The organism is Limimaricola soesokkakensis (genome assembly GCF_900172345.1).
In the GTDB taxonomy this organism is placed as follows: domain Bacteria; phylum Pseudomonadota; class Alphaproteobacteria; order Rhodobacterales; family Rhodobacteraceae; genus Limimaricola; species Limimaricola soesokkakensis.
Genome location: NZ_FWFY01000019.1, coordinates 1 through 24235 on the forward strand (window position 1 = coordinate 1; position 24235 = coordinate 24235).

Annotated in this window: 25 protein-coding genes and 1 pseudogene; 15 read left to right on the forward strand and 11 right to left on the reverse strand. The window is 61.7% G+C overall.

Translation table 11 applies throughout. The annotated features are described in order from the left end of the window. The first annotated feature begins 497 nt into the window (after positions 1 to 497). On the forward strand, positions 498 to 710 hold the full coding sequence (locus LOS8367_RS17605) for a hypothetical protein (protein WP_133056374.1): 213 nt from the start codon (positions 498 to 500) through the stop codon (positions 708 to 710). A gap of 234 nt (positions 711 to 944) precedes the next feature. Here LOS8367_RS17605 and LOS8367_RS17610 read toward each other — a convergent pair whose 3' ends face one another. Both LOS8367_RS17610 and LOS8367_RS17615 read right to left on the reverse strand, forming a co-directional pair. Continuing rightward, entirely contained in the window at positions 945 to 2027 is a 1083-nt protein-coding gene (locus LOS8367_RS17610) for a sensor histidine kinase (protein ID WP_085897855.1), read from the reverse strand. Beyond that, positions 2024 to 2566, reverse strand: coding sequence for a methanogen output domain 1-containing protein (locus tag LOS8367_RS17615; protein ID WP_085897856.1), 543 nt, complete (start codon positions 2564 to 2566; stop codon positions 2024 to 2026). The genes LOS8367_RS17610 and LOS8367_RS17615 overlap by 4 nt, the downstream gene beginning before the upstream one ends. A gap of 647 nt (positions 2567 to 3213) precedes the next feature. Between LOS8367_RS17615 and LOS8367_RS17620 the strand changes: the two genes are divergently transcribed. The 3 genes from LOS8367_RS17620 to LOS8367_RS17625 all read left to right on the forward strand — a co-directional run bounded on the left by LOS8367_RS17620 (position 3214) and on the right by LOS8367_RS17625 (position 5113). Further along, positions 3214 to 3975 (forward strand): hypothetical protein, encoded by a 762-nt coding sequence (locus tag LOS8367_RS17620; RefSeq protein WP_085897857.1) that lies wholly within the window; start codon positions 3214 to 3216, stop codon positions 3973 to 3975. Between the two features lie 164 nt (positions 3976 to 4139). After that, positions 4140 to 4298, forward strand: coding sequence for a hypothetical protein (locus tag LOS8367_RS19145; protein WP_165761518.1), 159 nt, complete (start codon positions 4140 to 4142; stop codon positions 4296 to 4298). A gap of 260 nt (positions 4299 to 4558) precedes the next feature. Then, a complete protein-coding gene (locus LOS8367_RS17625; protein WP_242665642.1) occupies positions 4559 to 5113 on the forward strand; it encodes a hypothetical protein in 555 nt (184 codons plus the stop codon). Positions 5114 to 5461: 348 nt separating this feature from the next. Here the strand turns inward: LOS8367_RS17625 and LOS8367_RS17630 are convergent, their stop codons facing one another. Next, positions 5462 to 6295 carry a sensor histidine kinase gene (locus LOS8367_RS17630; RefSeq protein WP_085897858.1) on the reverse strand — a complete coding sequence of 278 codons (834 nt, stop codon included), beginning with the start codon at positions 6293 to 6295 and terminating at the stop codon, positions 5462 to 5464. Between LOS8367_RS17630 and LOS8367_RS17635 the strand changes: the two genes are divergently transcribed. Then, the gene (locus tag LOS8367_RS17635; protein ID WP_085897859.1) at positions 6289 to 7221 is read left to right on the forward strand and encodes an IS5 family transposase; all 933 of its coding nucleotides are present in this window, start codon (positions 6289 to 6291) and stop codon (positions 7219 to 7221) included. The genes LOS8367_RS17630 and LOS8367_RS17635 overlap by 7 nt on opposite strands. Here the strand turns inward: LOS8367_RS17635 and LOS8367_RS17640 are convergent. Next, positions 7169 to 7711: a DUF2254 family protein gene (locus tag LOS8367_RS17640; RefSeq protein ID WP_085897860.1), complete on the reverse strand. Its 543-nt coding sequence runs from the start codon at positions 7709 to 7711 to the stop codon at positions 7169 to 7171. The genes LOS8367_RS17635 and LOS8367_RS17640 overlap by 53 nt on opposite strands. A gap of 26 nt (positions 7712 to 7737) precedes the next feature. On the opposite strand from LOS8367_RS17640, the gene LOS8367_RS17645 reads away from it, so the two are divergent. Together LOS8367_RS17645 and LOS8367_RS17650 are read left to right on the forward strand one after the other, a co-directional pair. After that, the gene (locus LOS8367_RS17645) at positions 7738 to 8388 is read left to right on the forward strand and encodes an NAD(P)-dependent oxidoreductase (RefSeq protein ID WP_278247981.1); all 651 of its coding nucleotides are present in this window, start codon (positions 7738 to 7740) and stop codon (positions 8386 to 8388) included. A 104-nt stretch (positions 8389 to 8492) separates the two neighbouring features. Further along, on the forward strand, positions 8493 to 8954 hold the full coding sequence (locus tag LOS8367_RS17650) for a potassium channel family protein (RefSeq protein WP_085897861.1): 462 nt from the start codon (positions 8493 to 8495) through the stop codon (positions 8952 to 8954). A 171-nt stretch (positions 8955 to 9125) separates the two neighbouring features. On the opposite strand, the gene LOS8367_RS19150 is transcribed toward LOS8367_RS17650, so the two are convergent. The 5 genes from LOS8367_RS19150 to LOS8367_RS17670 form a co-directional block, all read right to left on the reverse strand. Then, positions 9126 to 9284 (reverse strand): hypothetical protein, encoded by a 159-nt coding sequence (locus LOS8367_RS19150; protein WP_165761519.1) that lies wholly within the window; start codon positions 9282 to 9284, stop codon positions 9126 to 9128. A 144-nt stretch (positions 9285 to 9428) separates the two neighbouring features. Then, on the reverse strand, positions 9429 to 10154 hold the full coding sequence (fnrL, locus tag LOS8367_RS17655) for a transcriptional regulator FnrL (RefSeq protein ID WP_106535132.1): 726 nt from the start codon (positions 10152 to 10154) through the stop codon (positions 9429 to 9431). Positions 10155 to 10286: 132 nt separating this feature from the next. Next, positions 10287 to 10931 (reverse strand): hypothetical protein, encoded by a 645-nt coding sequence (locus LOS8367_RS17660; RefSeq protein ID WP_133056375.1) that lies wholly within the window; start codon positions 10929 to 10931, stop codon positions 10287 to 10289. Positions 10932 to 11116: 185 nt separating this feature from the next. Next, positions 11117 to 11419, reverse strand: coding sequence for a DUF481 domain-containing protein (locus tag LOS8367_RS17665; protein ID WP_165761520.1), 303 nt, complete (start codon positions 11417 to 11419; stop codon positions 11117 to 11119). Positions 11420 to 11512: 93 nt separating this feature from the next. Beyond that, the gene (locus tag LOS8367_RS17670; protein ID WP_085897865.1) at positions 11513 to 12472 is read right to left on the reverse strand and encodes a LysR family transcriptional regulator; all 960 of its coding nucleotides are present in this window, start codon (positions 12470 to 12472) and stop codon (positions 11513 to 11515) included. A 255-nt stretch (positions 12473 to 12727) separates the two neighbouring features. Between LOS8367_RS17670 and LOS8367_RS17675 the strand changes: the two genes are divergently transcribed. Further along, positions 12728 to 14095: an MBL fold metallo-hydrolase RNA specificity domain-containing protein gene (locus tag LOS8367_RS17675; RefSeq protein ID WP_085897866.1), complete on the forward strand. Its 1368-nt coding sequence runs from the start codon at positions 12728 to 12730 to the stop codon at positions 14093 to 14095. Positions 14096 to 14125: 30 nt separating this feature from the next. Here the strand turns inward: LOS8367_RS17675 and LOS8367_RS17680 are convergent, their stop codons facing one another. Further along, entirely contained in the window at positions 14126 to 15112 is a 987-nt protein-coding gene (locus LOS8367_RS17680) for a magnesium transporter (RefSeq protein ID WP_085897867.1), read from the reverse strand. Between the two features lie 457 nt (positions 15113 to 15569). On the opposite strand from LOS8367_RS17680, the gene LOS8367_RS17685 reads away from it, so the two are divergent. Continuing rightward, entirely contained in the window at positions 15570 to 15986 is a 417-nt protein-coding gene (locus tag LOS8367_RS17685; protein WP_085897868.1) for a c-type cytochrome, read from the forward strand. A gap of 114 nt (positions 15987 to 16100) precedes the next feature. Here LOS8367_RS17685 and LOS8367_RS17690 read toward each other — a convergent pair whose 3' ends face one another. Continuing rightward, complete coding sequence (locus tag LOS8367_RS17690; RefSeq protein ID WP_085897869.1) at positions 16101 to 16307, reverse strand: ParD-like family protein; 207 nt, start codon at positions 16305 to 16307, stop codon at positions 16101 to 16103. A 116-nt stretch (positions 16308 to 16423) separates the two neighbouring features. Here LOS8367_RS17690 and map point away from each other — a divergent pair, with 116 nt between their 5' ends. From map to LOS8367_RS17720, 6 genes and pseudogenes are all read left to right on the forward strand, one after another. Then, a complete protein-coding gene (gene map / locus LOS8367_RS17695) occupies positions 16424 to 17278 on the forward strand; it encodes a type I methionyl aminopeptidase (protein WP_085897870.1) in 855 nt (284 codons plus the stop codon). A 170-nt stretch (positions 17279 to 17448) separates the two neighbouring features. Continuing rightward, positions 17449 to 18081: pseudogene (locus LOS8367_RS17700) on the forward strand (tyrosine-type recombinase/integrase). A gap of 473 nt (positions 18082 to 18554) precedes the next feature. Next, entirely contained in the window at positions 18555 to 20153 is a 1599-nt protein-coding gene (locus LOS8367_RS17705; protein ID WP_085897871.1) for a DUF3987 domain-containing protein, read from the forward strand. 147 nt (positions 20154 to 20300) lie between these two features. Continuing rightward, positions 20301 to 20666 (forward strand): DNA-binding protein, encoded by a 366-nt coding sequence (locus tag LOS8367_RS17710; protein ID WP_085897872.1) that lies wholly within the window; start codon positions 20301 to 20303, stop codon positions 20664 to 20666. A gap of 276 nt (positions 20667 to 20942) precedes the next feature. Then, positions 20943 to 22766, forward strand: coding sequence for a tyrosine-type recombinase/integrase (locus LOS8367_RS17715; protein WP_085897873.1), 1824 nt, complete (start codon positions 20943 to 20945; stop codon positions 22764 to 22766). After that, positions 22756 to 24099: a hypothetical protein gene (locus LOS8367_RS17720; protein WP_085897874.1), complete on the forward strand. Its 1344-nt coding sequence runs from the start codon at positions 22756 to 22758 to the stop codon at positions 24097 to 24099. The genes LOS8367_RS17715 and LOS8367_RS17720 overlap by 11 nt, the downstream gene beginning before the upstream one ends. Positions 24100 to 24235: the final 136 nt, after the last annotated feature.

The window sequence follows — 24235 nt, forward strand, 5'->3', positions numbered from 1 at the left end:
TCAGCCTTGGGCAATATCCCACCCGCCGAATTTGCCATGAAAACAGCACTGGAACAGCAGGCCGCATAGCCTCAGAAACCACCCATGGATTCTCCGTCAAACCGGAGGAAAGACGGGTCTCAGGTCACCTGCATCAAGCGCGCTCGGTTCGTGCGGCCGGTTGAGCTATAACCGTCGAATGATATCCGCCGGCTGCATGCCCGCCAAGCGCACCTCAAGCCAGCTAATGTAACCTCTCAAATACTTCGTCGCAGGCCAACAGAACGGCCGGATGAAGCTGCTATAGCAGGCGTTTCGCCCACAAGAACGCGCTGCTTCTCGCCGTTGTCGAGGGAGAGGCCGCGGATCGCCGCCGAGTTCGAGGACGGTTCCGCCGGTGCTGGAAGCCCGCTGGATGCATTTTTGACAGAGCCAATGCCTATTCTCGCGTCATGGAGGACCCAGGCCGAGTCCGGCTGATGCTCTTGGAAGGGCCTGGCGTGCTCGGGCCGGAGCCGATGCGCCGCCTCGACAGAGAAACCGGCGGACGGGAGCTGCGCCACGACCTCGCAGAGGCAATGGGGCGCAACGAGGGCGACCCCGAGGTCGAGATGCTCGCCGACCCGGTCTCGGCGATGTTCGACCGAGCGGTGCTTGCGCGGAATGCCTCGACCGGGGGGGACTACAGGAAGATGGTTACATCGGTTCTGAGAGAGCTCGTAGATGAGTAGCGTTGATCCGTCCTGGCCATGCGTTTGCGGACGTGTCCATCTTGGGAAACAGGTCGTAGTCCGTCCGGGACTTAGGGTTGAGCCTGCCGGATCGGGGAAGCTGGTCTGAGATCCGCTGCTCTTCCGGTTTGACGGTAGTCTGCGTCGGGTGGCTCCGGGACCCAACCCCGGTTCGCCAGGCGCCGAATATTCTCGGCGTCGCTATTGGTTTCCCTCCGCTCGGTGGCCTTTCATTTATGAGGCCTCTGGAGGCGCTGGAGAAGAGGCCGAGGAGTCGCGCCGTATTGAAGGATGTAGCGTGATGGACCAGGCCGTTCCGCCGCCCCGTGATATCTCAAGCTCGCCCTTCAGCTGTTGAGCCAGAGCCTCGACAATGCGGCTGCCGCCGCCCCTTCGTGCGGGGGTCTCGTTAATCCCGCAGCCATTGTCTGCCACTCCGAGATGATATCCGTCCTCCGCTTCTGCGAAGGTGATCCTGACACGGCCCGCGTCCCGGTTCGAGAAAGCATGCTTGATCGCGTTGGTGACCAGCTCGTTGACCAGTAGACAAAGCGGCAGCGCGGTCTCTGTGTGGAGTTCTGTGTCGAAGATCTCGCTCTCGAGCACGATATGCGGCGGGCAGATCGAGATCCGAAGGTGGTCCAGAAGTGCGGTGAAGAGGGCCTTGGACGTCAGGACTTCGCTTTCGTTCCGAGCGTCCAGAATGTCGTGAACGATGGCGATCGAGCGGATGCGGGTTGCTGCCGCTGTCAGCGCCTCGGTCGCCGCCGGATGCTCTGCCGCTCGCGCTTTGGTGCGCAGCAGGGCCGACACGATGGCGAGGTTGTTCTTGACCCGGTGGACGAGCTCGCGACGCAGGTCTTCTGCCGTTCGAAGGGCCGCTCGAAGCTTGTCCTCAGTCTGGCGCTGGATCACCAACTGGGCATTGAGCCGTCGAACCTGTTCCGAATGCTCGGCAAACTGATGCGGCGCCGAGTGGGATTCCAGCAACAGGACCCGTGGCTCGGCATGCCCGCCCAGCAGGAACCCGCGCCCCTTCAACTCGATCTCCTGGCCCTCCCGTCTCAGCGCCAAGGGGACCCAGCTTGAGGAGGTGGCGACCGACCGGAGCGCCTGCGCCAAGGTGCCCCTGCGGGGCTGCCAGTCATCGAGCCCCACGAGGCGTGGAATGCCCTCTCGCAGGCCCAGGAGCCGATGGGCACGGGCGTTGCAGTCCACGACCTTTCCGTTCAGGTCAGCAACCACCACGGCGACCGGAAGCTCCGAAAGAACGCGCTCCGCCAGGTATGGCCCCGCTCTCGGCTGCTCCCGGGTCACGGACCGTCCGCGAGTTCAGGGTCGAAGGCCCGGTAGTATTCCCGTTCGCTCACGGCACGGCCCTGGACTTGCTTCAGGCGCACGACCACCCGGCAGCCGGGGTGGCCCTGCGCGATCGTTTCCTGCAACTCCACGCGCGCAAAACCGAGATTGTCGGCCGTGATCCGACCGAAAACATTCGAGGTCATCATGCACAGCGAGGGACGATCCTTGACGGCTTCGCCGAATGGGCAGCTTCTGTTCCCGAAGACCAGCTCCTCCTCGGAAGAGGAGATGAGGTAGAAGTCACCGCCTATGCGTCGTTTGAGATCGACACAAACCTCGCCGACTTCCTCAGCGCTCAATCGGCTCGTGCCCAACGCCTCTTTGTAGCTCTGATCGATCCATCGGCCGACGCTGCTTCCGACGGTGCTGATGTATCCTTCCGCCGCCTCGATACCGATGACGTCCTCCAGCGTGCCCGCGAGCTCTCGCACCAGCTTGCGAAGGAAGAGATCCCGGTCAAGGTCGAGGTCAGCCGCCTCTACGAGCTCAGACATCCGAATCCCCCGTGACTGTTCCCTTCCTCGCAGCATAGCAAAGGAAACCTTGTTGAAGCACGGCGGCTGACATCATGTAGTTGCTGCGGGTGATTGCCGGTGGGCGCGGCCAGCAGCGATCACCTGATTGCTTATCAGGTGTAAGAGGCAACGCCGTAACAGGGTCGCGAGCGAAGCCCCGCACCGGACCTTCGCCGCAGGCATCGCCACTGGCAGTTTCGGGCCGGGGGCGCCAAAGCAGGAAAGCGCGAAGAGCCGATCTTCGTTGGACTCATTAGGATCAGGTTCTCAGCAGGCCTTGCCGCCCTTCGCTGCACCCCCCGTGTCCGCTACATCTTCGAAGTCATTCGCCCTCAGAGCGACAACCAGCCATTCGCGCCCCCCGCTTTGGGGAGGCTACCACGCAGATCCTCCTCCGATTCAGCAGGTGGGCATGGATTTTGGCCTGACCCGCGCACTCCGCATGGTCGCTTCCACTTCACTGCGCGGACAAGTTGAGTGCGCGGTCCGGCCACACGCTTCTTTGGCCAGTCTCGGAGGAAGCCAAGCTTGATACATGTCAAAGCGGATGACCGCGTATCCGGAGAGTATGACGTAAGATCTGATCTGACTACGAACGTCAGTAGACAGTGCGGAAGGAAATAGGGATGTCAATCAAATCGATAGCTCGCCCGCTCGCATTCACCCTGGCAATTGCATCGCTACCGGATTTTTCGACGGCGGAGACTCTCGTAGGTTCGAATATCGATAGCCGGGTATATGTAGCCGTTGAGGTATCCCCAGCTGGCATTCAATCGTTGATGCCCGAGGGCTGGACATCGGTTCCGTTTCCCGGTGGGCCATTCGAGGGGGCAAACCTCCTTTTGTCTCTCATTGACGGTGTGCTGGAAATGAGTCCGGAAGGTGCTCCGCTCGAACCGGCAAGCCGACGAGCTGCCGTGCTGGTCGGTTTAGGCAAACGAGATGACGCTCTGCGCATGTTTGTCTTGCGGGTAATGACGACGGTTCCGGAACGGGACCCATACGGTGTCGCGAGCGCCGCAGAGATCGAGCGCACGATCTCTCTCACGGGACCGGCGAATGGGGCTCGGGTAAGCTCGGACGAATGGCGGATAATGCCCGCCGAGGGCGGCGAACTGAGTTTCAGGCTGAACTACACAACCGGCAATCGAGGTTGGAGTTCAGGTGAGAGTAACCCGCATTCCGCCGATGATCCGAGCTTTTCGCGCATATACCGATACGACCAGCTTACGGACCTCGTTGCCAGCGCGGCGCTTGGAAGACCCTCCAGCGGTGAGTTCAGTCTATCCAGCACGGTTGAGGGATTGATGCCGATATTTGATGGGTCACAGAATGCCGTCGCGGTCATGGATATTCCGGTCTATGTGCGGAAGGTCTATCTACCTTGACCCGAGACGATAACGGTGAGGTGATCCGGACCATTGTAGTGCCAGTGCCGTCTGGAGGTGCTGCCCAACCCATCATCAAAGTCTGCCGAGCTTGATCTGAATCAGCGCGACCGGGGGCCACCGGCCATAGCCTGGAGAGACATCGGACCAAGGAGGGATTCGAGATGAACATCCAGAAGGGCCCGGCTTCTCCGGGTATGTATCTGGCGTGGGGCGCCATGACAGTTCTCGCGCTGGCCATTCTATGGGGTATGGGTGGAGTGATTTCTGCCTGGATCGCCCCACCAGAAGAGCCGACGACGATCACCGCGCCGGCGCAGTGACCTCGCGCCCAGAGAGAGAGCGACGGCGAGCAACGCGAGGGTGGATCGGACACCGGCTCTCTGGCCGGACCATACCCCTGGACCGCCTGTCTACCTCAGAGATTGAGGCTCTCGCGAAGCGCCTTTTTCAGGTTCACTCGAGCATCTTCCGGGGCATCACGCAGGCACACTTCATCGGCCACGTCTTGCGGCCTCCGGCTCTACGGTCGAAGGTCCGCCTATTCGAGAGCCCGGAGGGAGAAATCGTCGGCTACTGCGCGATGCATACCTATGCGCGTGCCGTGAGGGGCCGCCCGGCGCTTGTCCTGCGCGGCGAAACCGGTCTGTTCCCTGACTATCGGGGGCGGGGGGCATCCTACGGCTTCGGCATGGCCTATGCCTTCATGGAGAAGCTGCGTCACCCCTTCACCCCAGTCTATTACCTGGGCACGCTCGTCCATCCATCGAGCTATCACCTGTTCTACAAGTATTTCCCGACGGTCTATCCGCACCCCGCCAAGACCTTTCCCACACGCCAGCGCGCGCTGGCGATCGAGCTGATCGAGAGCTTTCCTGATCCGCCAGTCGCGCCATCCGACCTGCTCGTCCGTGACGTTGGCTGGATCACCGTAGAGACGTCGCAGGAACGGAAGCTGATCCTTGAGAGCCATCGACCTGACGTGCAGCTCTTTGTGACCCGAAACCCCGGATATCCTCAGGGCCACGGGATGGTCGTCGTGGCGCCAATCTCATTCGGCAACATCGTCGCCGCGATCTTTCGGAGGCTCCGAGAGGTGCTCTTGGCTCTTCTGCGGATCAAGTCCCCGCGGTTCTGACCGACCGGACCAACCGCTCACCTCAGTCCTGTGAGGGTCGACGATCTGGATCGCAACGAAGCTGGTAGTCATGGTCTGCGCGCCGAGCACCGCGATGGGTTGAGCGGCCTCTTGTTCTGACAGGTTCCGCGCGACGCACTGATAGGGTCGGGCTTCGAGAGCTTCGCGTCCCTGCGCGACAGGAGGACAATCAGCGCACTCCGCTCAGCAACTGGGACATTCGCTGCACAGCGCATGAGGGTCGGCTTAGGGCCGATCCCGCCAAGATAGCTTCCAGTAGCGGCCCGTAGATATTCGGAGTCCATTACCTCTCAACCTGACTCAGAGGCTGTGGTGCCCGCCTGACCTTCATGCTCGAACCGGAGCCGCCTCCAGCTGGCTCCTGGAAAACCTCATGGCACAGTAAAAGCCTGTTTCGTCCAAGCGACGCTCAAAGCTTCCGCCGAGACGACTTTCGATCATTGCGTGCAGGAGCTGGGACCCGAAGCCCTTCCGGCTCGGTTGCTCCGGCGGAGCGTCGAGCGGCACGTGGCGCAACTCGCGCCAGTCCAGTCTCAGCTCCCCCGTTTCATCACTGCATGCGACTCGAATATGCAGTTGGCTTTCATGCCCCAGAGTGCCGTATTTCAGTGCGTTGGTCCCGAGCTCGTTCAATATGAGCGACAACGGCATCACTGCTTCGCTGCAAATGATGACAGGCGGGCCCACGAGTTCGACTGTATCGCGGTCAGGTAGAACAGCCAAGGCATCCAGGATCAGGTCTGGCAGCGAAACACCTCGGTCGCTCTCGACGATTGCCATCCTGTTGGCGCGACCTATGGCCATGACACGGCTCAAGAAAGATTCGTCGAGTTCCTCCTTCGACGCTGCGCGGCGCGAGCAGCTGCGGTAGATAGATGAGAGCACGGCCAAACTATTGCTGACCCGGTGCATCATCTCACGGCGCAGCGTCTCGCGACTCTCAGCACCTTCCTTGCGCCGGATCGCGGCTCCGATCTGGCTTCCGACGGTCTTCAGCAAGCGCAGGATTTCTGGATCGAGCCTCGAGCTATCTGTGCCGAAGAACTCGAGCACTGCATGGATCTCGCCGCCATGGCGCACGGGGAGAGCCGACCTTGTTGCACATCTCGGTGAGGGGGATTCACCGAGCGCGGCCTGAGGGTTAGGTCGAGGGTATGCCAAAGCCTTTCCCGACCCGCTACCGCACGACGAATTGGACCGACTACAACGCGGCGCTGCTTAAGCGCGGTTCGCTGTCGGTCTGGTTCGATCCCGAGATGGTTTGGCACGCCGACAAGACCGGCAAGCGTGGCCGACCCGAGACCTTCTCGGACGCTGCGATCCAGACATGCCTCACCCTGAAAGTGCTCTTCGGGCTTCCGCTCCGGCAGACGGTCGGGCTGGTCGAGAGCCTGATCCAGATGGCGGGGCTCGACTGGCCGGTTCCGGACTATTCGACGCTGTGCCGCCGGCAGGCGCGGATCGCGGTGCAGGTCCCCTATCGCACATCGGGACAGCCGCTGAACCTGCTGGTCGACAGCACCGGCATCAAGTTCCGGGGTGATGGTGAGTGGCAGGCCCGCAAGCATGGCCCGTCACGCCGGAGGCAATGGAGAAAGGTTCATATCGCCATGGACGCTGGCACCGGGGATGTGCGCGCGGTCGCGTTCACCTCGAGCCGCCAAGGTGACAGCCCCCTGCTGCCGGATCTACTGGCGCAGATCCCGCCGGAGGAGACGATCGGCATGGTCACCGCGGATGGCGCTTACGATACGCGCCGCTGCCATGGCGCCATCATCGATCGAGGCGCTGATGCTGTCATACCGATCCGTCGCAATGGCCGTGACTGGAAAGAAGACTGTCCCGCTGCTGCCGCGCGAAATGAGATCCTGCGGGCAACCAGGCGCTTGGGCCGGACGCTCTGGAAGAAGTGGACCGGCTATCACGTCCGAAGTCGGGTCGAGGCTATGATGAACTGCCTGAAGCTCTTCGGCGAGAGGATCATGTCACGAGACCCCGACCGCCAGACCGCCGAGATCCAGATCCGCATCGCCATCATGAACCGCTTCTCGGCCCTTGGCAGGGCCGAGATCGAAGCCGTCCGCTGAAGAATGCGGAAAAGGGAGCAGTCATGCTCGGCGCTGATTTGCGCAACATCGCCAAGCCAAACCGCGGATCGCTGGCATAGGTGCGTCGCTCGGCCAGCACGAAGGCATCGAGGAGATCGCTCAGTTCCAGCACCGCCTCTCCGGCCAGAGGCTTGATCGTTGCGAGTGCCCGCTGCGGTTGGACGAATGCCCCCGGAAGACTCCGGACGTAGACCACGGCGTCGTTTTCCTTGGCCCAGCTCTCGAACCGGCCCGTATCGATGTGCTGGATGAAGCCAAGCTCCTCGGAGTAGAGGTCGACCCCGCCCTTCGGTATCACACTGACGGGGCGCCCGCCCAAAGGCGCGGTGCGATGGAAATGGCCGAAGGCCTCGCGCGTCGCCGCATCCACCTTCTCGATCGTGTTTCCCAACCGTCCAAGCCGCGCGATGTTGTCGACCCAACGGACGTAGGTGAGGACGACCCAAGCGAAGATGGCGATCCACGCCATCAACAGAGCCTCTCTGATGCCAAATAATTCATGCCAGCCATGAACCCGGCGGCCGGGAAACCGGCAATTTCGAGCTCGACGGACTGATGGGGTTTGACCTGCATTCCAAGACGGTGGGCATCGTCGGAACGGGCCAGATCGGTGCCGTCCTCGCGCGTATTCTCCGTGGCTTCGGTTGTCGGGTTCTCGCCTGCGATCCGTCGCCTCATCCGGACTGCCTCGACCTCGGCGTCAGCTATGTCGATCTCGCCGAACTGCTCGCGGAGAGCGACATCGTCACTCTGCAATGTCCGCTGACGCCGCAGACGCATCATCTCATCGACGACCGGGCGGTCGCGCGGATGAAGACCGGGGCCATGCTGGTCAACACCAGCCGAGGTGCGGTGATCGACACGCGGTCAGTCATCCGCGGCCTGAAGAGCGGGCGGATCGGCAGCCTCGGCCTCGATGTCTACGAGGAGGAGGGGGAGCTCTTCTTCGAAGATCTCTCGAACCAGATTATCCCCGACGATGTCTTCGCGCGGCTCCTGACCTTTCCGAACGTGCTGATCACCGGTCACCAGGGATTCTTCACGATTGAGGCGCTCACCGGGATCGCCGAGACCACGATTGGGAACATCACCGCCTTCGAGCGAGACGGTCGCGCCATCCATCCCGTTCCGGACCCGGCGGGATAACCACGCGCGTCGGACATTGCTTCGCCTTGTTTAGGGAACGCGCGAACGCCGCTGCACCGCTCGGTCATCGTTTGACCGATGTCGCATTCGTGTGAAGGTGGGGCATGTGGTTCCAACTCGCCCTCGGCAGCCTGCTCATCGCCATTACCGCCGTGGCGGCCGCGCTGTCTTGGTGGGGGCTCGAAGCGGTCCTCGTGCGGACGCATCGTTGGGCGACGCGCCCGCCGCACGGGCCGAAGCTGACCGCGATCCTGTCGCTGTCGATGCTCTGGGCGCTGATGATGATGACGGCGTCCGTTTGGATCTGGGCGCTGGCCTTCTGGGCGCTCAAGACCTTCGACACCTTCGAGGCGTCGGTCTATTTCGCGCTCGTGGTCTTCACCACCCTCGGCTTCGGCGATGTGCTGCTGCCAACCGAGTGGCGACTGCTCGGAGGCCTGGCCGCGGCCAATGGCCTCCTGACCTTCGGCATCCTGACCGCGATGCTGGTCGAGACGCTCAGGCAGACCCGGCTGAGCCAGCGAAATTCGGTTTCTCCGACCCGATCGCGACCTCTGGAACGGTAAGTCTCGCCGCTCAGAGCAGAAGCTGCGGTCGACAGGAATGGCCCGCGAGATCGGGCTGATCGCCGGCACGAAGCGCCGGCGGGAAGCACCAACCCTGCGTCAGAGCGATCAAGGCGCCTTGAAACCTGACACCGGAGATCGAATGCACCGACCGGCGCTGGCCATTCGAAGTCAGTCTTCGGGGGCCGCGATGGCGGGCACCTCGGCAGGCCCTGAGATCCAGTTCATCACCACGTCGCCCAGCATCCAAACCAGAGCAAGCGCGAGCACCGCCGCGACCAGCAGCACCATGAAGACGCCCGGTGAGACTGGCCGCTTGTTGATGTCCATTCTGACATTCCTTCTGCTGAAGATACCATCCAGCATAAGTCCGCGGCATTGATTTGCCCTGATCCAGATCAAGCCCAAGAGAGATCAGGCACTGCTTCGACTGGCCTGCCTGATAGTTCGGTCCGATTGCAGGGAAGGGGTAGATCAGGCCGGCACCAGGTTCTCGCCGGTCTCCTCTTCGAGACGGATGAGATCCGGAATGATGATGCGACGTTTTTCGTCCAGCGCGATGACACCCTCACGGCTGAGTTGGCTGATCTGCCGGCTCACCGTTTCGATCGTGAGTCCGAGATACTCGGACATCGCCTCTCGTGTCAGGGGCAAGTGGAGCCGAAGATCTCCGGTGATTGGAACGAGGCTGAAGTTGGCTTCACGGCGTGCGACCGAGACCAGCAAGCTCGCGATCCGCTCGCGCGCCGTCTTTCGACCCAGAACCATCATCCACTCGCGCGCGGCATCCAGCTCGTCGAGGGTCATTTCCAGAAACCGTCCCGACACATGCGGCATGTCTTCCAGCAGTTGTTCGAACGGCGCGCGGCGAAAGCAGCACAGGGTCACGTCGCTGGCCGCGACAATGTCGTAAGGCGTGGTGCTGCGTCCGGGGCGGCCGATGAAGTCGGAAGGCAGAAGCAGTCCCACCATCTGCACTCGCCCGTCCTCCATGGACTGGGACATCGTGGCAATGCCTGAGACGACCGAGCCCACGAAAGACAGCTCATCTCCCGCCCAGACGATCCGCTGGCCTGCTTCGTAGCGGCGATAGAATTTGACGTCTTCGAGACGTTGCAATTCTGCTTCGTCACAGCGGGAGCAGACCGCCCGATGTCGAATATGGCAGTCGGAACAATGCAGATCGCCATGAGGTAACATGGCCGTTCTCCTAACTTGGCAAAGCAATTCTATCATCGAAATGCATTTGCGGGAGTTGCAAAGGATCGAATGACGTCCGGTATTATGAGTGGCCTGCGTCTTGTTCACCGAATGCCCTGCGTTCAGGCGAAATCAGGAAAGAGCGGGGCGGTTCCAAGCCACCCCGGTCGGCGGCCAGGTCGAATCGCCTCTGTAGGCCAGAATGCCATCGGTCTGCGAACTGCCATCTGGGCAACGGGGCTCGGCCGGGTGCGAGGGGTATTGCATTGCTGGGTCGGTTTCCGCCTTGACCGGCATTCCAGCAAACAGATGTCGAAGCTCCGTTTCCGACACCCTGTCGGCTTCCATCAGCAAACGCACGAGGGGGTCCGCGAGCATTCCGTCCAGAAACGCGCTTTGTGCGTTCGATCCTCTCAGGGCATCGCGCGCGAGCGCGCTCTCGAGGTCGGTCAGGCGCACGTCAAGCGTCGGCGGCATGCCCGGTTCCGGTGCCGGATTGTGCAAATGGAGCAGGATGTAATCCTTCCAACACATCGGGGCGGCGTAGGCGCGCCAGACATCGATCTCGACTTCGAACTCGTATCGCCCCGGCGGAAGCTGTCCGTCGAAGCCTGGCAGCACGAATGGATGGGCGAATGAAATCTCGGCCATGCTCAGGATATCCGTCCGGAGCCCGGGATCGTCATGTGGAGTCCGCGCGCTGTCGGGCGCTGAGCACTCCGGCCCTGCGCGATTCATCTGCTTTTCCGTCTTCGCAAGTTGGCGCTTGAAACTCATGGGCGTTCTCCCAAGTCCGGGGGTCGTTTACTCGCTCGGGCACCGCTTCTTGGTGGGGAGCGACCGAGACCGGAAGGCATGGCTCCACCACGCGTCCCGACGGAACTGTCTGATGATCCGCTCGAAAGGCTGTCGAGCAATGCGGCCTTGCCGCCATCGAGCGTCCTGCCGAACGCAAAGGTCGCTCAAAGGCGGTTCTCGTCCGGCAAAGCCTCTTCCGGGCCAACCGGAGGTTCCGGAAGGCGAGTAAGGCGGCAGTTCATCCGCCTCACTCGACCCCACTCGTTAAACATTGGCACGCAAAACCCGTAGACCAACGAGGCTCCGATCGTGCTGTCGATGTCGTCGAAACCGGGCAGCGAGTCGCTGGTGTATTCGGTCCTGTAGCTGAACCGGGGAGAGAGAGGGTCGGTGACCCTGAAATTCACACCCGCATCGTAGGTGACGAGATTGCTGAACTCCGAGAACAGGAAGTCGGGATATTCCATGATCATTCCCTCCTTGAAGTCATCCGCCCGGCTTGGGCGTCCCTTCAAGGACCGACATAGGCACCCCTCATGCCATTCAAAAATTCATAATAATCATGGTTGAGGCGAGTTATTCTCACGGATGATTTTGCGGGTCTTGCCCAGTGTTGCGACCTCGGGCTGCATGCTGATGGTGCGAAGTTTCTTCATCACCACGGCTTGGTCGTCGCGAGCTGCTTCGGTCGCCTGTGCAAGCGTCTCCTTGGCCAAACCGAGAAGATCTGGATCAAGGTCGTCACGCCAGACGGACCACAGCGGCAGCGTGAACTTCGGCGCACCCGGAACCAGGTGTAGGCTATCTGCATCGAGGTGCTTGTAGATGTATCTCGCTGGCAGGTAGGCCGCCCAGTGACGATCCAGGATGAACTCGGCCCCCAATGCTTCGAGCGACAACGTCAGCCCCGGGTTGGTCAGTTCCGGGAAGGCGAGGCTGTGTGCGTGGACAAACTCCTCCCCCCAGTTGATGAATGCATAGCGCCCCGTGAGATCGAAGGTCGGCTCAGGCCAAGTCGCGGCCAGCACCAGTTCATCATCCATGACCTTCTCGGCGTGAAGCCCCGGACGCAGTTGCGGCGTATACATCAACCCGACTTGCATGCTGCCTTCGGTCAGAAAACGGGTGAGGCGGTCGGGCATCCCGAGTTCCAAGCGCAGACTGAGATCAGGCATGGTCGCTTGAAGGCCATCGATCCAACGAAAGCCGAGCCGCGGCCAGAGGGAGAACTGCGCACCGATGGTCAAGCTCTTCCTGAACCCTTCGGGGATACCGACCTTCTGACGCGCTTCCTCCCAGACCTTCAGCAGGGACAATGCATACTTCTCAAATTCATGCCCGGCATGGGTCAGCTCGGCGCCGGCCTTGGAGCGCTCGAAGAGGCGTTTTCCAAGTGCCTGTTCGAGACGTTGGATGCGCAGGGAGACGGCAGATGGGGTGACGTAAAGCCTTTCGGAGGCGGACACGAAGGACCCGGTCGCGGCTACCTCCAGAAACGTCTTCACCAGTATCGTGTCCATGACCAAGCATATGCAGATCTTGGTTCAAAACCAGTTCAGTCTTGCGTGGCTCATGTGTTTGCCGAGGTCGCCTGACTGAAGAAATGGGCACGATGGACGCCATGGCGCCGTCGTTCGGGCTCGCCATTAACCAAGGGCGTTCGAGGCGCCCCAGTCTGGCTATTGCTCTGGCTGCTTCCGGTGAGACGAACAGCAGCCGGTCCTGCGGTCCCCGCTTGTGGTATCATTGCCTTGCCGCTTTGCGGGAGGAGAGCCGTGACGGACCTGCTATCGTTTTTCGGGGCTGCGGATACCGTCACTGGGTCGCGCTACTTGCTCGAGACCGGTGGACGCCGTGTGCTGATCGACTGCGGCCTGTTCCAAGGCTACAAGAAACTGCGGCAGCGGAACTGGTTGCCGTTTCCGGTCGCCCCTTCCAGCATCGACGCCGTGCTGCTTACCCACGCGCATCTTGATCACTCGGGGTATCTACCTCGGCTTGCCCGAATGGGATTTTCGGGCCCGGTGTATTGCACGGCTGGGACCCGCGATCTGTGCCACATCCTGCTGCTCGACAGCGCCTATCTCAACGAGAAGGACGCCGACCGCAGCACCCGCTTGGGATACACGTCCCACCATCCGGCCCGGCCGCTCTATGACCGGGACGATGCAAAGGCCGCCCTCAAACTGCTTCGGCCGGTAGAGTTCGAGACGCCTCTGCAACTCGACGGATTGCGCGCCCGGTTCAGGCGGGCCGGTCATATTCTCGGGGCCGCCAGCATCTCGGTCGAAACACCTGATCGGACCATCGTCTTCTCCGGCGACATCGGACGCCACAACGATCTCACGATGCCGGACCCTGAGCCTTTCGAACATGCGGACGTTCTTTTGATCGAGTCGACCTATGGCGACCGCCTCCATGATCACTCGGATGCCGAGGCGCAACTCGCGAACATCATCTCCGGCACGACGGCGCGCGGCGGCACGGTTCTGATCCCGGCGTTCGCGGTCGGTCGAGCGCAGACGCTGCTTTTCATTATCCAACGCCTCAAGGTTGAAGGCCGGATTGGAAACATACCGGTGTTTCTCGACAGCCCCATGGCGATCGATGCGTCCGAGATCTACAAATCGCATCCGCGCGACCACAAGATGGATGTCGGTGGCTTCAAAGAGACATTCGCTGGCGCCACCTACGTGACCTCGGTCGAAGCCTCCAAGGCGCTGACGGTGAATCGCTACCCCAAGGTGATCGTATCGGCATCGGGAATGGCCACCGGTGGACGTATCCTGCATCACCTGAGCGCCTATCTTCGCGACTACGACAACACGATCCTATTGCCTGGCTTCCAGGCAGGGGGCACTCGTGGCGCGCAATTGGCCGCAGGCGCTCAGCAGATCAAGATTCATGGTCAATACGTCCCTGTCGGTGCCGAAGTCGTGCAGATGCACCAGCTTTCAGCGCATGCGGATCGAGAGGGCCTGCTTCAATGGCTGGACGGCTTTCGCGAGCCGCCTCGAACGATCTTCGTGACGCATGGGGAGGACACTGCGTCCGACGCTCTGCGGTTGGCCATAAAGGAGCGGACCGGGACGAACGCGGTTGTGCCTGAGCACTCGCAGTGTGTCGATCTCGACCGGGTCTAAGTCTGACAGCGTATTTCTTGCGCTCGCCGGTCAAGGCATGAGGATCGTGATGAGAACGAAATAGAGCGACAGGCTCGCTGCGTCCTGAACGATGGTGCATATGGGCCCTGAGCCCAAGGCTGGGTCAAAGCCAAAGCGCTGGAAGCCCCACGGCAGTGCAAACCCCGCAAGGGCCGAAACTGCCCCTCCGCCGAGCACGGAAAGACCTACTGCAAGCGCAAGGGGGAGCTGGCCGAAGCTGAAGAACACTGCACCTCCCGCGAGCAGGCCGAGCGTCGTGCCGATTGCCAGACCGATGATCAGTTCGTCCCGCAGTAGAGGGCCAATCGCAAACCCTCCGCCGGAGAGGCTGCGCACAGAGACCGACACTGCCTGAGTGCCGATCGCGCCCGCGATATAGACGAGTGCCGGCACGAAGAATGCAGCGGCAACGTTGCGGGACAGAGCGTGCTCGAACCCGACCATGATCAGGGTGACAAGCGAGGACGCAAACAAGCCGAAGACCAACCACGGCAAGCGGCGTGAAAACCTGTTGAATAGGGAGGCATCCAGCGCGGCGTCAGCTCCATGTTCATGAGGCGCAATGCCTGCGAAGCGCTGCAAGTCTTCCATGTGCTCCTCGCGCAGGATACGGAAAACCGCTTCGGGCGGCACTGCGCCTATCAGCTGGCCGAGATCGTCGACGACTGGAACGGCGATCATGTTCAGGCGAATGGCCAACTGGGCGATGGCCTCTTGGTCGTCTCCGGGGCGCACCGCTTCATGCTCTTCCTGCATGATATCGCCAATCCGGTCGGATGGTCTGCCGAACATCTCGTTGATCCGGACGATGCCGACAAGCTGCCCAGCGGCATCGATGACAAATACCGTATCCGCGCAGTCGTAGAACCGTCCGCGCAGTGCCTCGAAGGCCTCTTCTACCGACGTTTCCACATGCACCCGCGGAACATTGGCGACCATGTGTGCGGCAGCAGCTTCCCGGTGATAGGCATGTTGGGCGTTGGACAGTGGGGGCATCTTCGATCCTTGCGAAGGTGGGCCGGGCTCGCGTGTCGCGAGCGCAAATGCGCCGACCGTTGCAGTCTCCGCACAAAAAACTTACTCGGCAAGGTCTTTGCAGTCCTATGTGCCTCAGACTGATTGATGGCAGGACGGCAATATCAGCATCGGCCCTCTGTATTCAGCGGTGACCAGCCTCACGCGTTGATCCCTGATCTGCCGAGAAGGCTGTCGGCAATACCGTTGACACGTCGTTGTGGGCCACCCGCGTGGTCATGAAAGGCGCGGTGGTTGCCTGAGAGGTCGTCACAAGGGATGGCGAGGACGCTGTGCGGAGCATTTCAGCGGCCGGACGATCAGCCTTCGTGGATCGGCTGGTGGCGGTGCGACATCATCGCGCCTCGCCTTGATATCGATCAAGGCACGTTCGCCGCCACAGCGATCTACTGACCCGGCATACCGAAACAGGATCGCCATGAAGATTGCACATGCCTTGCTGGCGCTTGCCACCGCTGCCGGATGCGTTCGGGACGATCCGATCGCGGGTCGCAGGCTTTTCGTAGAGCACTGCGCCGTCTGTCATGGCGCCATGGGATTGGGGGATGGTCCCGCCACCGCGAGGCTGACCACACCTCCGCCCGATCTGACGCGCATTGCTGCGCGCCGTGATGGTGTTTGGCCCATGCTTGAGGTCATGAGTATCATCGATGGCTACGCGCAGCGCACCAATCCGCGCGCGGAAATGCCGGTGATCAGCGATTTTGTCGAAGGTCGATTGGTCAAATTCAACCACGGAAACGGGCAGACTGCACGCGCACCCGAGAATCTGCTGGCGATGGTGCGATATTTAGAGAGCATCCAGTCGCCTGAGCCGACCGGCTATGCCCCTTGAAGCCGTAGTGCTTTCGAGGACCGTCAACTGCCGATTATGTAGATCGGCGTTTGGCTCCGCTTGGAAGACGACCGCTTCGCCCAACTCGCAACCTTGTAGCGGAAGCATCAGGGTTCAGGCTGCTTCGATCTCCGGCAGCTGCACATCGGCGTTCTTGAGTTGCTGCGCCATGATCTCCGTAAAGGGCAAGGTCGGGTTTGCTTCGGCAAGCATGCCGACTTTCATCCAGAATTCGGCTTGCGCATTGATCGAACGGCACATGACCGAACTGGACTTGCGCAGTTCCTCATGCAGATCGTCCCCAATTTTCACGATCCCCATCGACACACCTACCGTTCATTTATATGCGAACCATATATGAATCATATATACCAGTAGCTGGCTGCCGGTCAATCTGATCTCCGTTGCCACACGTGGAATACGTAGGGAGGCCCGTGATGGACGGCTATATCGACGTGCCGGTCGCACCAAAGGCGCAGGACGCCCGCAGAACCGAAGCCATCAAGCTCTATGGACTGGACGCCTTCGAGGGGATGCGCCGAGCAGGTGGGTTGACGGCCAGATGCCTCGACGGCGTGTCCGATCTTGTCCGCGATGGCACTGCTTTGGCACAGATCAACGCCTTCGTTCTCGAGTTTGCGGCCGCCCATGACGCAACGCCCGCAACACTGGGCTACAAGGGGTATCGTTACGCCTGCTGCACATCGGTCAACCACGTGGTCTGCCACGGATTTCCGAACGAGAAGAAGTTGCGCGACGGCGATATCGTGAACGTCGATATCACACTGATCCATGACGGGTGGTATGGCGATTCAAGTCGGATGTATGTGGTTGGAAAGCCGAAGCGTGCGGCTGAACGCCTCATCCAGATCGCACATGAGGCGATGATGCAGGGTATCAGGGCGGTGCGTCCGGGTGCGCGACTCGGTGACATCGGTCATGCAATCCAGACCTACGCACATTCCGAACGCTGCTCAGTGGTCCGCGAGTTTTGTGGCCACGGCATAGGTCAGGTCTTTCATGACTCCCCCGACATCCTGAACTTCGGCAGAGCTGGAACCGGCCCCGAACTGAGGGAGGGCATGATCTTTACGGTTGAACCGATGATCAACCTGGGGCGCGCCGAGGTAAGAATGCTTGCGGACGACTGGACTGCCGTGACGCGGGACAAGTCCCTTTCGGCACAATTCGAACATTCGGTTGGCGTGACATCCGATGGTTTCGAGATTTTCACTCTCTCGCCGACGGGCGATCACATGCCAGGGATCGAGCTTAAGACCGTTCCTGCATAGCGGATCTTCGACGCTACCGCAGCATCGGTCAGTTTGGGCTCAAAGCCGTCATGCGGCGGTGCGGCAGGCTCGGCCCGCCGTGATCGCACCGCGGCGTGGCGGACTTGGTAGGTTCGACCGTCGGCATGATGCTGAAGACGTGGCGGGCGTGGGGGATCGGAGGAACCGTCATGCCGACCACAAACCTGCCAGCCATCCGCGCCTGCCGTTCCGCTTGGAACAAAGGCCGCATCGTTGGTCAAAAGCGTCCGCTCGAACCAAAGCATGTATGGGCGATCCGGGTCCGCCTCGAGATCGCTCAGCGGACCCGCGAGCTTGCGCTCTTTAATCTTGCGATCGACAGCAAGTTGCGAGGATGCGACCTGGTGAAAATGAAGGTCGCTGACGTGTATGCGGCCGGACAGGTCAAACACCGCGCTTCGATCGTCCAGAGCAAAACCCAGAAGCCGGTCAGTTTCGAGATCACCGAGGGGACGCGAAAAGCCATCGCGACTTGGCTCGAAGCTCCGCAGATGGTCGGGTCGGAGCATCTCTGGCCTGGGCGCTTTCACGAACGCCGGCATATTTCGACAAGGCAATACGCCCGCCTCGTGCGGGACTGAGTGAACTCGATTGGTCTCGAGCCAAGCGCCTACGGCACCCACTCGATGTGTCGGACCAAGGTAGCGCAGATCTATCGCAAGACTGGCAATCTCCGCGCGGTGCAGCTCCTGCTCGGCCATACGAAGATGGATAGCACGGTGCGCTACCTCGGCGTCGAACTCGAAGATGCGCTCGCCATCGCGGAGGCGGTGGAGCTCTGAGAAGTCGGGCCGATCGGTAGCGGCCGGCCCTTAGCGGCCGTTGGGAGCCCTTGCAGCGTATGCCTGCTTCCAGCCGAGAGCAGACTTCCCTTGCCGACGTAGCACGAGCGGCACCAAGGCAGACGGCCCTGGACGGTCGTGGGGCGATTGCCCCATGAACCTTAAGGGCCGCCGACGTCACCTCGTATGACCGTGAGAGCGCTCGCCAGGACCTGAACGTCATCCCCGGCTCATCATGGGCAGTATACACATTTCGGCCTGCATGATGGCTACCGCCCTGATGAACCCCACTGTCGGCTCCATGTCGGCCCTGCCTTTCTGAAATTATAATTACAAAACAGTAAGTTGTATTGTATGTCGGCTGTCGGCGACGGCCGGGGTCTTCCTCCTCGGAATGGGGATCAAACCGATGCGAGGCCTTTTGGGAACGTCTGCATCTCCCGTGCACTGAAACAGCCCACAAGGTGCACAACATGACGACGAAGACCCGCAAAACCACCCGGAATCAGAAGAAGAGGCAACAGGTTTTCCACAACCTCCGTGTCCGCGAGAAAGGGAAACAACGCCCCCTCATGGCAAGCGAGGAGGAGCAAATCATCGCCGTGCTTGCTCTCCGGGAATGCCCCGAGGCCCTTTCGGTCGAGAGCCTGATCCCCAAGGGCTCTTACCTTGAGCAAATTAGCTCCTACTTCCAGAAGACCGACGTCAGCTATGTGCTGCCGCTGATCCAGCTCATCATGATCGCGTCCTCCTACCTGACGCAGGGAGGCGCCACCCTCTGGATCCCGGGACTCGGTTGCAAGCGCCCAATCCTCTGGACCATGGCTCTGGCCTCGTCCGCGAGTTCGAAGACGCTCGCGACCGACAAGGTGGCTGAGATCCTCCTGCCGGAGGGACCAAACGACATCGTCCGCATGCTCCCCAAAGCAGGGAGCGACGCGCAGTGGATCGTCGAGGTGAAGGATCACAACGGATCCTACTGGTATCAGGACGAGGCGGGGAAGATGTTCCACATGATCCTGACGCAGTCGAACTTTGCGCGCATGAAACCCTGGATGCTGGACGCCTACTCGAACAAGCCGATCTCCAATCGGCTCAAGGGGGAGGTGGACAAACTTGAAATCGAAGACCCCCATTTCACTTTCCTGGGCCTGAGCGTCCGGGAAACCTGGACCAGCGATGTCGACGCGGCGAGCATGCTCGATGGGTTCTGCCAGCGGTTCAACTACGTGATCGCGGAGCCGCGCGCCGACACCGACATGTTCGACCATTTCCTGTATTTCGCCGGGGAAGAATTCGACGCCCGGAAGAGCGAAATTCGGGAAGTCTGGCATGCCCTGTGCGCTCAGAAGGGAGCGCTCGAGACCTACCAGTTGGACGATGAAGTTCTGCCGTATCTCGAATGCTGGTGGCGGAGCTTGCGGAGCAGTTGGGGCGACGGTGTTCTGCCGGGCTCGTTCATCCGGCGCGCGGGCTTCTCGATCCTCAGCTACCTCGTCGTCCTGCAGTTTCTGCTCGGCAAGGCGAACCGGCCGATCGATCTGGAAACTGCGGAACTGGCGACGAAGTATGCCGAATACCACCTCGAAAGCACGCTCATCATGATGCGCGAGTATGGGTCCGAGGGACGGAGCCAAGTCGAGAAGGTCGCCCGGGTCCGGGAGTCCCTGCTGGGCAACGGGTCGGCGCAGGTGACGGTCCGGGACATCCAGCGGCGGTTGAGCAAGAAGCAAAGCAAGGAGCTGACGCGGGATCGCATCGCGCAGATCCTCGGCGCGCTTGATCGGGTGGAAACGTCCAGCGACTTCTCTGACGGCATTCTTAGCGAGGTGAAATCTCCAGAGGAAATCCGGCAGTGGAAGGCCGAGTTTCTTGCGCAGCAATATGACGCGGCCCAAGAGCGGGACCGCAAGCAGGAGGCCTGGCGGAACAGGAAGCGCCTCCAGCGGCTGCTCAAGGCCTACCGTGAGCAAGGGGGTGTTCTGCACTCTGGGGCCCTGGACGCGGATGACACCTGCAACGTGGTGCCTCTCGCTGCCAGCCCGGGAGGCACGCGCCAGAAGGCCTCCTGACGTCGTAGCTGGCGCAAACACGGAGGGGGCAGGGCGATGGGTCTCGCGCCCCCTTCGAAGCCTCGCCGTTGGCTCGGCGAAAAATATGTGCCGAAAATTTCAGGGTGAACGCTCTGGGGCCCAGTTCCTCAAAAAGGAACTGGGCCCATGTTTTTATCTTCTGAGATCCCCATCACTGTCGCAGACGCCGCACGCCATTTCCAGCTGCGCGAGGCGACTACCCGGAAGCTGCTGGCGGCGGCCGATATCCGGCCAGTGGATCACAACCCGCAACGCTATGCATGGGCAGACATCTGGCAGCTCGAAGGTGCCGCCTACGTGTCAGCCGAACTTGCGGCCGAGTTCCAGAAGCCACTGCTGAAACCGGCAGTAGTCGTCTTTCTCCACTTCAAGCACCTGTCGCCGCGCACGATCACGGACCGGGCGAAGAAGGGTCGCCTTCCTGGCATCCTTCTGGGTAGCGACTGGCGTTTCCGGGAGCGCGACATGCGCGCGGCCGCGATCCATGGCTGATCGCTCGGTTCATCACCCGGATCCTGCGCCAAACGAACTCACCTTGCGCAGCAGAGCATCGTTTGGCGCAGTCTCACCCGAGGGCCCTTCGACATACCGGGGATGTATGGCGAGGGGTGTCCGGCTGAAACCACCCTGATTTCCGGCATTTCGCGCCAAACCGGCTGATTTGGCGCAATGGCTGACCCCGGTCTTCCGCGGCCTGTCCGGGAGCGCGGAGAGGCTGTTGGCCGAACCTCTCCGACCTCCCGGACCTCCCCAGAGAAAGACGACAAAATGACCATCACCAATCTCAAGCAGGTGGAAGAATACCTGCCCGAACTGGGCTACGCCCCGAGTTTTGAAAAGAACCTGCGGGCTTCGATCCGCAAGAGCGCCGAGATCTACAAGACCGAGCTGGAGCGCATTCCGGCAGACCTCGCCGAGTTCGATCGCAAATGGGGGCGGGGCCGTGTGCGCCACGTGCCTGCGCCGTTCCGCGAGGCTGACAAGTTCCGAACCTGGCGGAAGCACAACCGCATGGTGCTTCGACGCCTCTCAGGCGCTTCGGTCCCACCCGTCTTGGGCACCGAATGGAGCACGCTGCTCGCCTTCGTGAAGGAGAACCAGGGACCGGGAAAACTGCTCGGCGCCAACTCGCACCTCACATTCGGCGTGCTGGCGCGCACGGCCTCGGCGGCCGGTGTCAGGCCGGCGGAGATCACCGATGACTGGGTGAACCGGGTGGCGGTCGGCCTCGAGACCAGCCAGCGGAAATCTCTCCGCCGCGGGATCGCCCGCTTCAACGCGATAATCGCCAAGCGGACCTGCCGGCCCGAGATGGAGCACCTGTTGCCTGTGAAGGAAGTGGCGCAGCCCGTCGCTCTCCGGCCCGCCGGCAACCGCTGGCTCCGCAGCGCAGGGCATCCCGGGGCCCGTGTGCTCTGGACGGAGTTCGACGAGATCATCGCGCGGAAGAAGCATGGCGAGGACGCGCCACTGGCTGGTGCGCCGGTCCAGTTCAAGTCGAACTCCGAGAAGTCCTACGCGGAATCGCTGAATTGGCTGCTGGGCGGCCTCGTGGCCGAGGACCTGATCGAGGACGGCGCGGACCTCGCCGAGGTCATCACCCATGCCAATCTCGTCACGGCGATAAACTACTGGATCACGGCACGCCGGGCTCGGGGTCAGAGCATCAAGACCAGCACGCTGCACAACCACGTCTCCCGGCTCGTGCACCTGGCAACGACCTACCTCGATCTGGCACCCAGGGAAGCGGACCGGCTGCGCAAGCTCCGGAAGAAGCCCACGGTCCGGACGGTCTCGGTCGGGAAGATGTCGCAGACGCGAGAGGACTGGATCAAGGAGTTCGATCTCGATCCGGCCAAGCAGGAGCGCGCGCATCGCCTGCCGGAGGATCTGATGGCGCGGGCCGAACGCGTGCTCGCAAAGGAGCGAGCCGGCAAGAGACTGCGCCCAATCGAGATGATGGATGCCCTGCGCGCCGGGGTTGCAGCGACGATCGCGGCCATTCTCTTCCGGGCCTCGCCCGTGCGTTCAGCCAACCTGCGCACTCTTCGCATGCGCGGGGAGGGAGCGGAATTCGATCTCACCGCCTTTGAGCGCGATAAGCGTCTGGCGGAGCTACGGTTGTCGATCCCGGGCGAGCAGGTGAAGAACGAGACGCATATCGACGAAATCGCCGACGACGACTTGGCCCCCGTTCTTACCTGGTATCTGCAGGAAATCCGTCCCCGCCTGGTCTCGGCTCATCCGTTCAACAAGCCCTATACGGACAGCGATTACCTGTTCCCGTCGACCACCGATCGCCCCATGGAGCGGTCGAACTTCTCGGAGATGTTCAGGCGCGCTTGCCTCGAAGTGAACTTCGTCATGACCATGCACCAGGCGCGCCATGTCTGCGCCTACTGGATCCTTTCCGTGGATCCGAACGCATGGGACGAGGCCGCTGCTCTGCTGGGCGATAACGAGCTCACGGTGCGGAAATACTATGCCTGGATGAACAAGCGGCGGGCCTCGCAGGCTGGCCGGGCCAAGCTTCAGCAGGCCCGCAAGGGCGTTCGCAAGCACCGTCCGGGAGCGTTCGACAATGCGGCATGACAAGAGAATACTGCCCGCGGATCGGCAGGAGGCCGCACGGCACCGGTTGCTGGCGAAATGGGATGCGCATCTCGAAGAGCGAGGGGTTCTCCACCCCGCGATGGAGGACTTTCTCAGCTTCGGGAGCCTCCCGCAGCTCGAGCGACTGCGCGATGCCTTGAACCGGCATCGTCCCAACTCGGTCGGCGGCATGCGACTGGCTCTGCGCCGCAAGCGCTCGGAGAAGTGGCGCAAGACGCAGCCCGAGCCGGAGAGCCGTGAGAGCCGCATGCCGCGCGTGTCTGCGCGGCTGTCGATGGCGGAGGCGGATTTGCCTCGGCCTTGGAGGAGGGCTCTCCGGGAGATGCGGACCAGCCGCACCACACTCGATCGTGGGTTGCTGGAGCTCGAAGATCGCACGCCCCCCAGCGCGACCGTGATATGCAATCTCGCCTCGACGTTGCGGGTTTTCGGTCAAGTCTGCGCGGATCACAGCCTCCCGGTGGAAATGACGCCGAAGACCATCGATCTCTACCGGGCGGCCCGGCATGCCAAGGGCAACGTCAGCGTCAGCATCGCCAGCCGCCTCAAGGAGCTCCTGACTTTTGCCCGATGGTGCGAGGCCGAGGAAGACGTGATCCGCAAGCTGGTGCGCCTGCACAAGCTCTACGCCGAGGCGGCAAAGGGGGAGCGCAAGCGGAAGGACATCTGGGCCGCCAAGCATGGAAAGGGCATCGGGGAGGTCTGGGCCAAGGCCGAAGAGCTGCTCGCGCTCTCCCATGCTGCCCCGGAAGGCTCCATGCTGCGGGCTACCCTGACGCTGGATGCCGCCTGCCTGGCGTTGAGCGTGGTCTGTCCGCTGCGCTGCGGAGACCTCCATCGCATCGAGATCGGCACCGAGCTGGCCCGGAAGGAGAAGGGGTGGTCGTTGTATATCGAGACGCGAAAGACCGGCCGGCCTTATCATCGACCGGAGCTTTGGCCTGAGCTGACCCCCTTTCTCGACGCGGTGGTCATGCTCGACCAGTCGGGGCGTGACTTCCAGGACGCCTATGCGGCCAAGCACGGCACAGCGCTGTTCTCGCGAGACGGGGGCGCAAGCACACCGGCTGTCGACTGGCCGTCCCGCTGCTGGTTCCGCCACTTTGAAATCGGGGCCCACATCGTCCGCTCGCTGTGGCACAGCCTGATGTTCGAGAGCGAAGATGACGAGCAGTGGATCGCGTTGGCTCTCTGTGGGCAAGGCAATGCCCGGACTGCTCAAGCCTACATTCTGGAGGGCAGAAAGAAGCGGGCAGGCCGCCGGGGTCGCGCAAAGATCCGGGCTATCCGGCAGGCAAGTCGCGCAGGCTGAAGCTCGTGTGCGTCGAAACGCACAGATCCCGATAGAGCACAGGGGTATCGGAGCTGGCTCGTCTTGCAGCGTCTCACTTGGGTGAGAGCCGCTGCAAGGCAAGCAGCCCCGAGGAAATCAAAAGGAACACAAACAG

What these genes read in the sequence shown, in the direction of transcription:
- LOS8367_RS19145 (WP_165761518.1), top strand. Translation starts at nt 4,140, where the DNA reads ATGAACATCCAGAAGGGCCCGGCTTCTCCGGGTATGTATCTGGCGTGG.
- LOS8367_RS17640 (WP_085897860.1), bottom strand. Translation starts at nt 7,711, where the DNA reads ATGGCGTGGATCGCCATCTTCGCTTGGGTCGTCCTCACCTACGTCCGT.
- LOS8367_RS17620 (WP_085897857.1), top strand. Translation starts at nt 3,214, where the DNA reads ATGTCAATCAAATCGATAGCTCGCCCGCTCGCATTCACCCTGGCAATT.
- LOS8367_RS17625 (WP_242665642.1), top strand. Translation starts at nt 4,559, where the DNA reads ATGCATACCTATGCGCGTGCCGTGAGGGGCCGCCCGGCGCTTGTCCTG.
- LOS8367_RS17650 (WP_085897861.1), top strand. Translation starts at nt 8,493, where the DNA reads ATGTGGTTCCAACTCGCCCTCGGCAGCCTGCTCATCGCCATTACCGCC.
- LOS8367_RS17705 (WP_085897871.1), top strand. Translation starts at nt 18,555, where the DNA reads ATGACGACGAAGACCCGCAAAACCACCCGGAATCAGAAGAAGAGGCAA.
- LOS8367_RS17680 (WP_085897867.1), bottom strand. Translation starts at nt 15,112, where the DNA reads ATGCCCCCACTGTCCAACGCCCAACATGCCTATCACCGGGAAGCTGCT.
- LOS8367_RS17715 (WP_085897873.1), top strand. Translation starts at nt 20,943, where the DNA reads ATGACCATCACCAATCTCAAGCAGGTGGAAGAATACCTGCCCGAACTG.
- LOS8367_RS17670 (WP_085897865.1), bottom strand. Translation starts at nt 12,472, where the DNA reads ATGGACACGATACTGGTGAAGACGTTTCTGGAGGTAGCCGCGACCGGG.
- LOS8367_RS17635 (WP_085897859.1), top strand. Translation starts at nt 6,289, where the DNA reads ATGCCAAAGCCTTTCCCGACCCGCTACCGCACGACGAATTGGACCGAC.
- map (WP_085897870.1), top strand. Translation starts at nt 16,424, where the DNA reads ATGGACGGCTATATCGACGTGCCGGTCGCACCAAAGGCGCAGGACGCC.
- LOS8367_RS17605 (WP_133056374.1), top strand. Translation starts at nt 498, where the DNA reads ATGCGCCGCCTCGACAGAGAAACCGGCGGACGGGAGCTGCGCCACGAC.
- LOS8367_RS17665 (WP_165761520.1), bottom strand. Translation starts at nt 11,419, where the DNA reads ATGGAATATCCCGACTTCCTGTTCTCGGAGTTCAGCAATCTCGTCACC.
- LOS8367_RS19150 (WP_165761519.1), bottom strand. Translation starts at nt 9,284, where the DNA reads ATGGACATCAACAAGCGGCCAGTCTCACCGGGCGTCTTCATGGTGCTG.
- LOS8367_RS17690 (WP_085897869.1), bottom strand. Translation starts at nt 16,307, where the DNA reads ATGGGGATCGTGAAAATTGGGGACGATCTGCATGAGGAACTGCGCAAG.
- LOS8367_RS17615 (WP_085897856.1), bottom strand. Translation starts at nt 2,566, where the DNA reads ATGTCTGAGCTCGTAGAGGCGGCTGACCTCGACCTTGACCGGGATCTC.
- LOS8367_RS17710 (WP_085897872.1), top strand. Translation starts at nt 20,301, where the DNA reads ATGTTTTTATCTTCTGAGATCCCCATCACTGTCGCAGACGCCGCACGC.
- LOS8367_RS17720 (WP_085897874.1), top strand. Translation starts at nt 22,756, where the DNA reads ATGCGGCATGACAAGAGAATACTGCCCGCGGATCGGCAGGAGGCCGCA.
- fnrL (WP_106535132.1), bottom strand. Translation starts at nt 10,154, where the DNA reads ATGTTACCTCATGGCGATCTGCATTGTTCCGACTGCCATATTCGACAT.
- LOS8367_RS17660 (WP_133056375.1), bottom strand. Translation starts at nt 10,931, where the DNA reads ATGAGTTTCAAGCGCCAACTTGCGAAGACGGAAAAGCAGATGAATCGC.
- LOS8367_RS17685 (WP_085897868.1), top strand. Translation starts at nt 15,570, where the DNA reads ATGAAGATTGCACATGCCTTGCTGGCGCTTGCCACCGCTGCCGGATGC.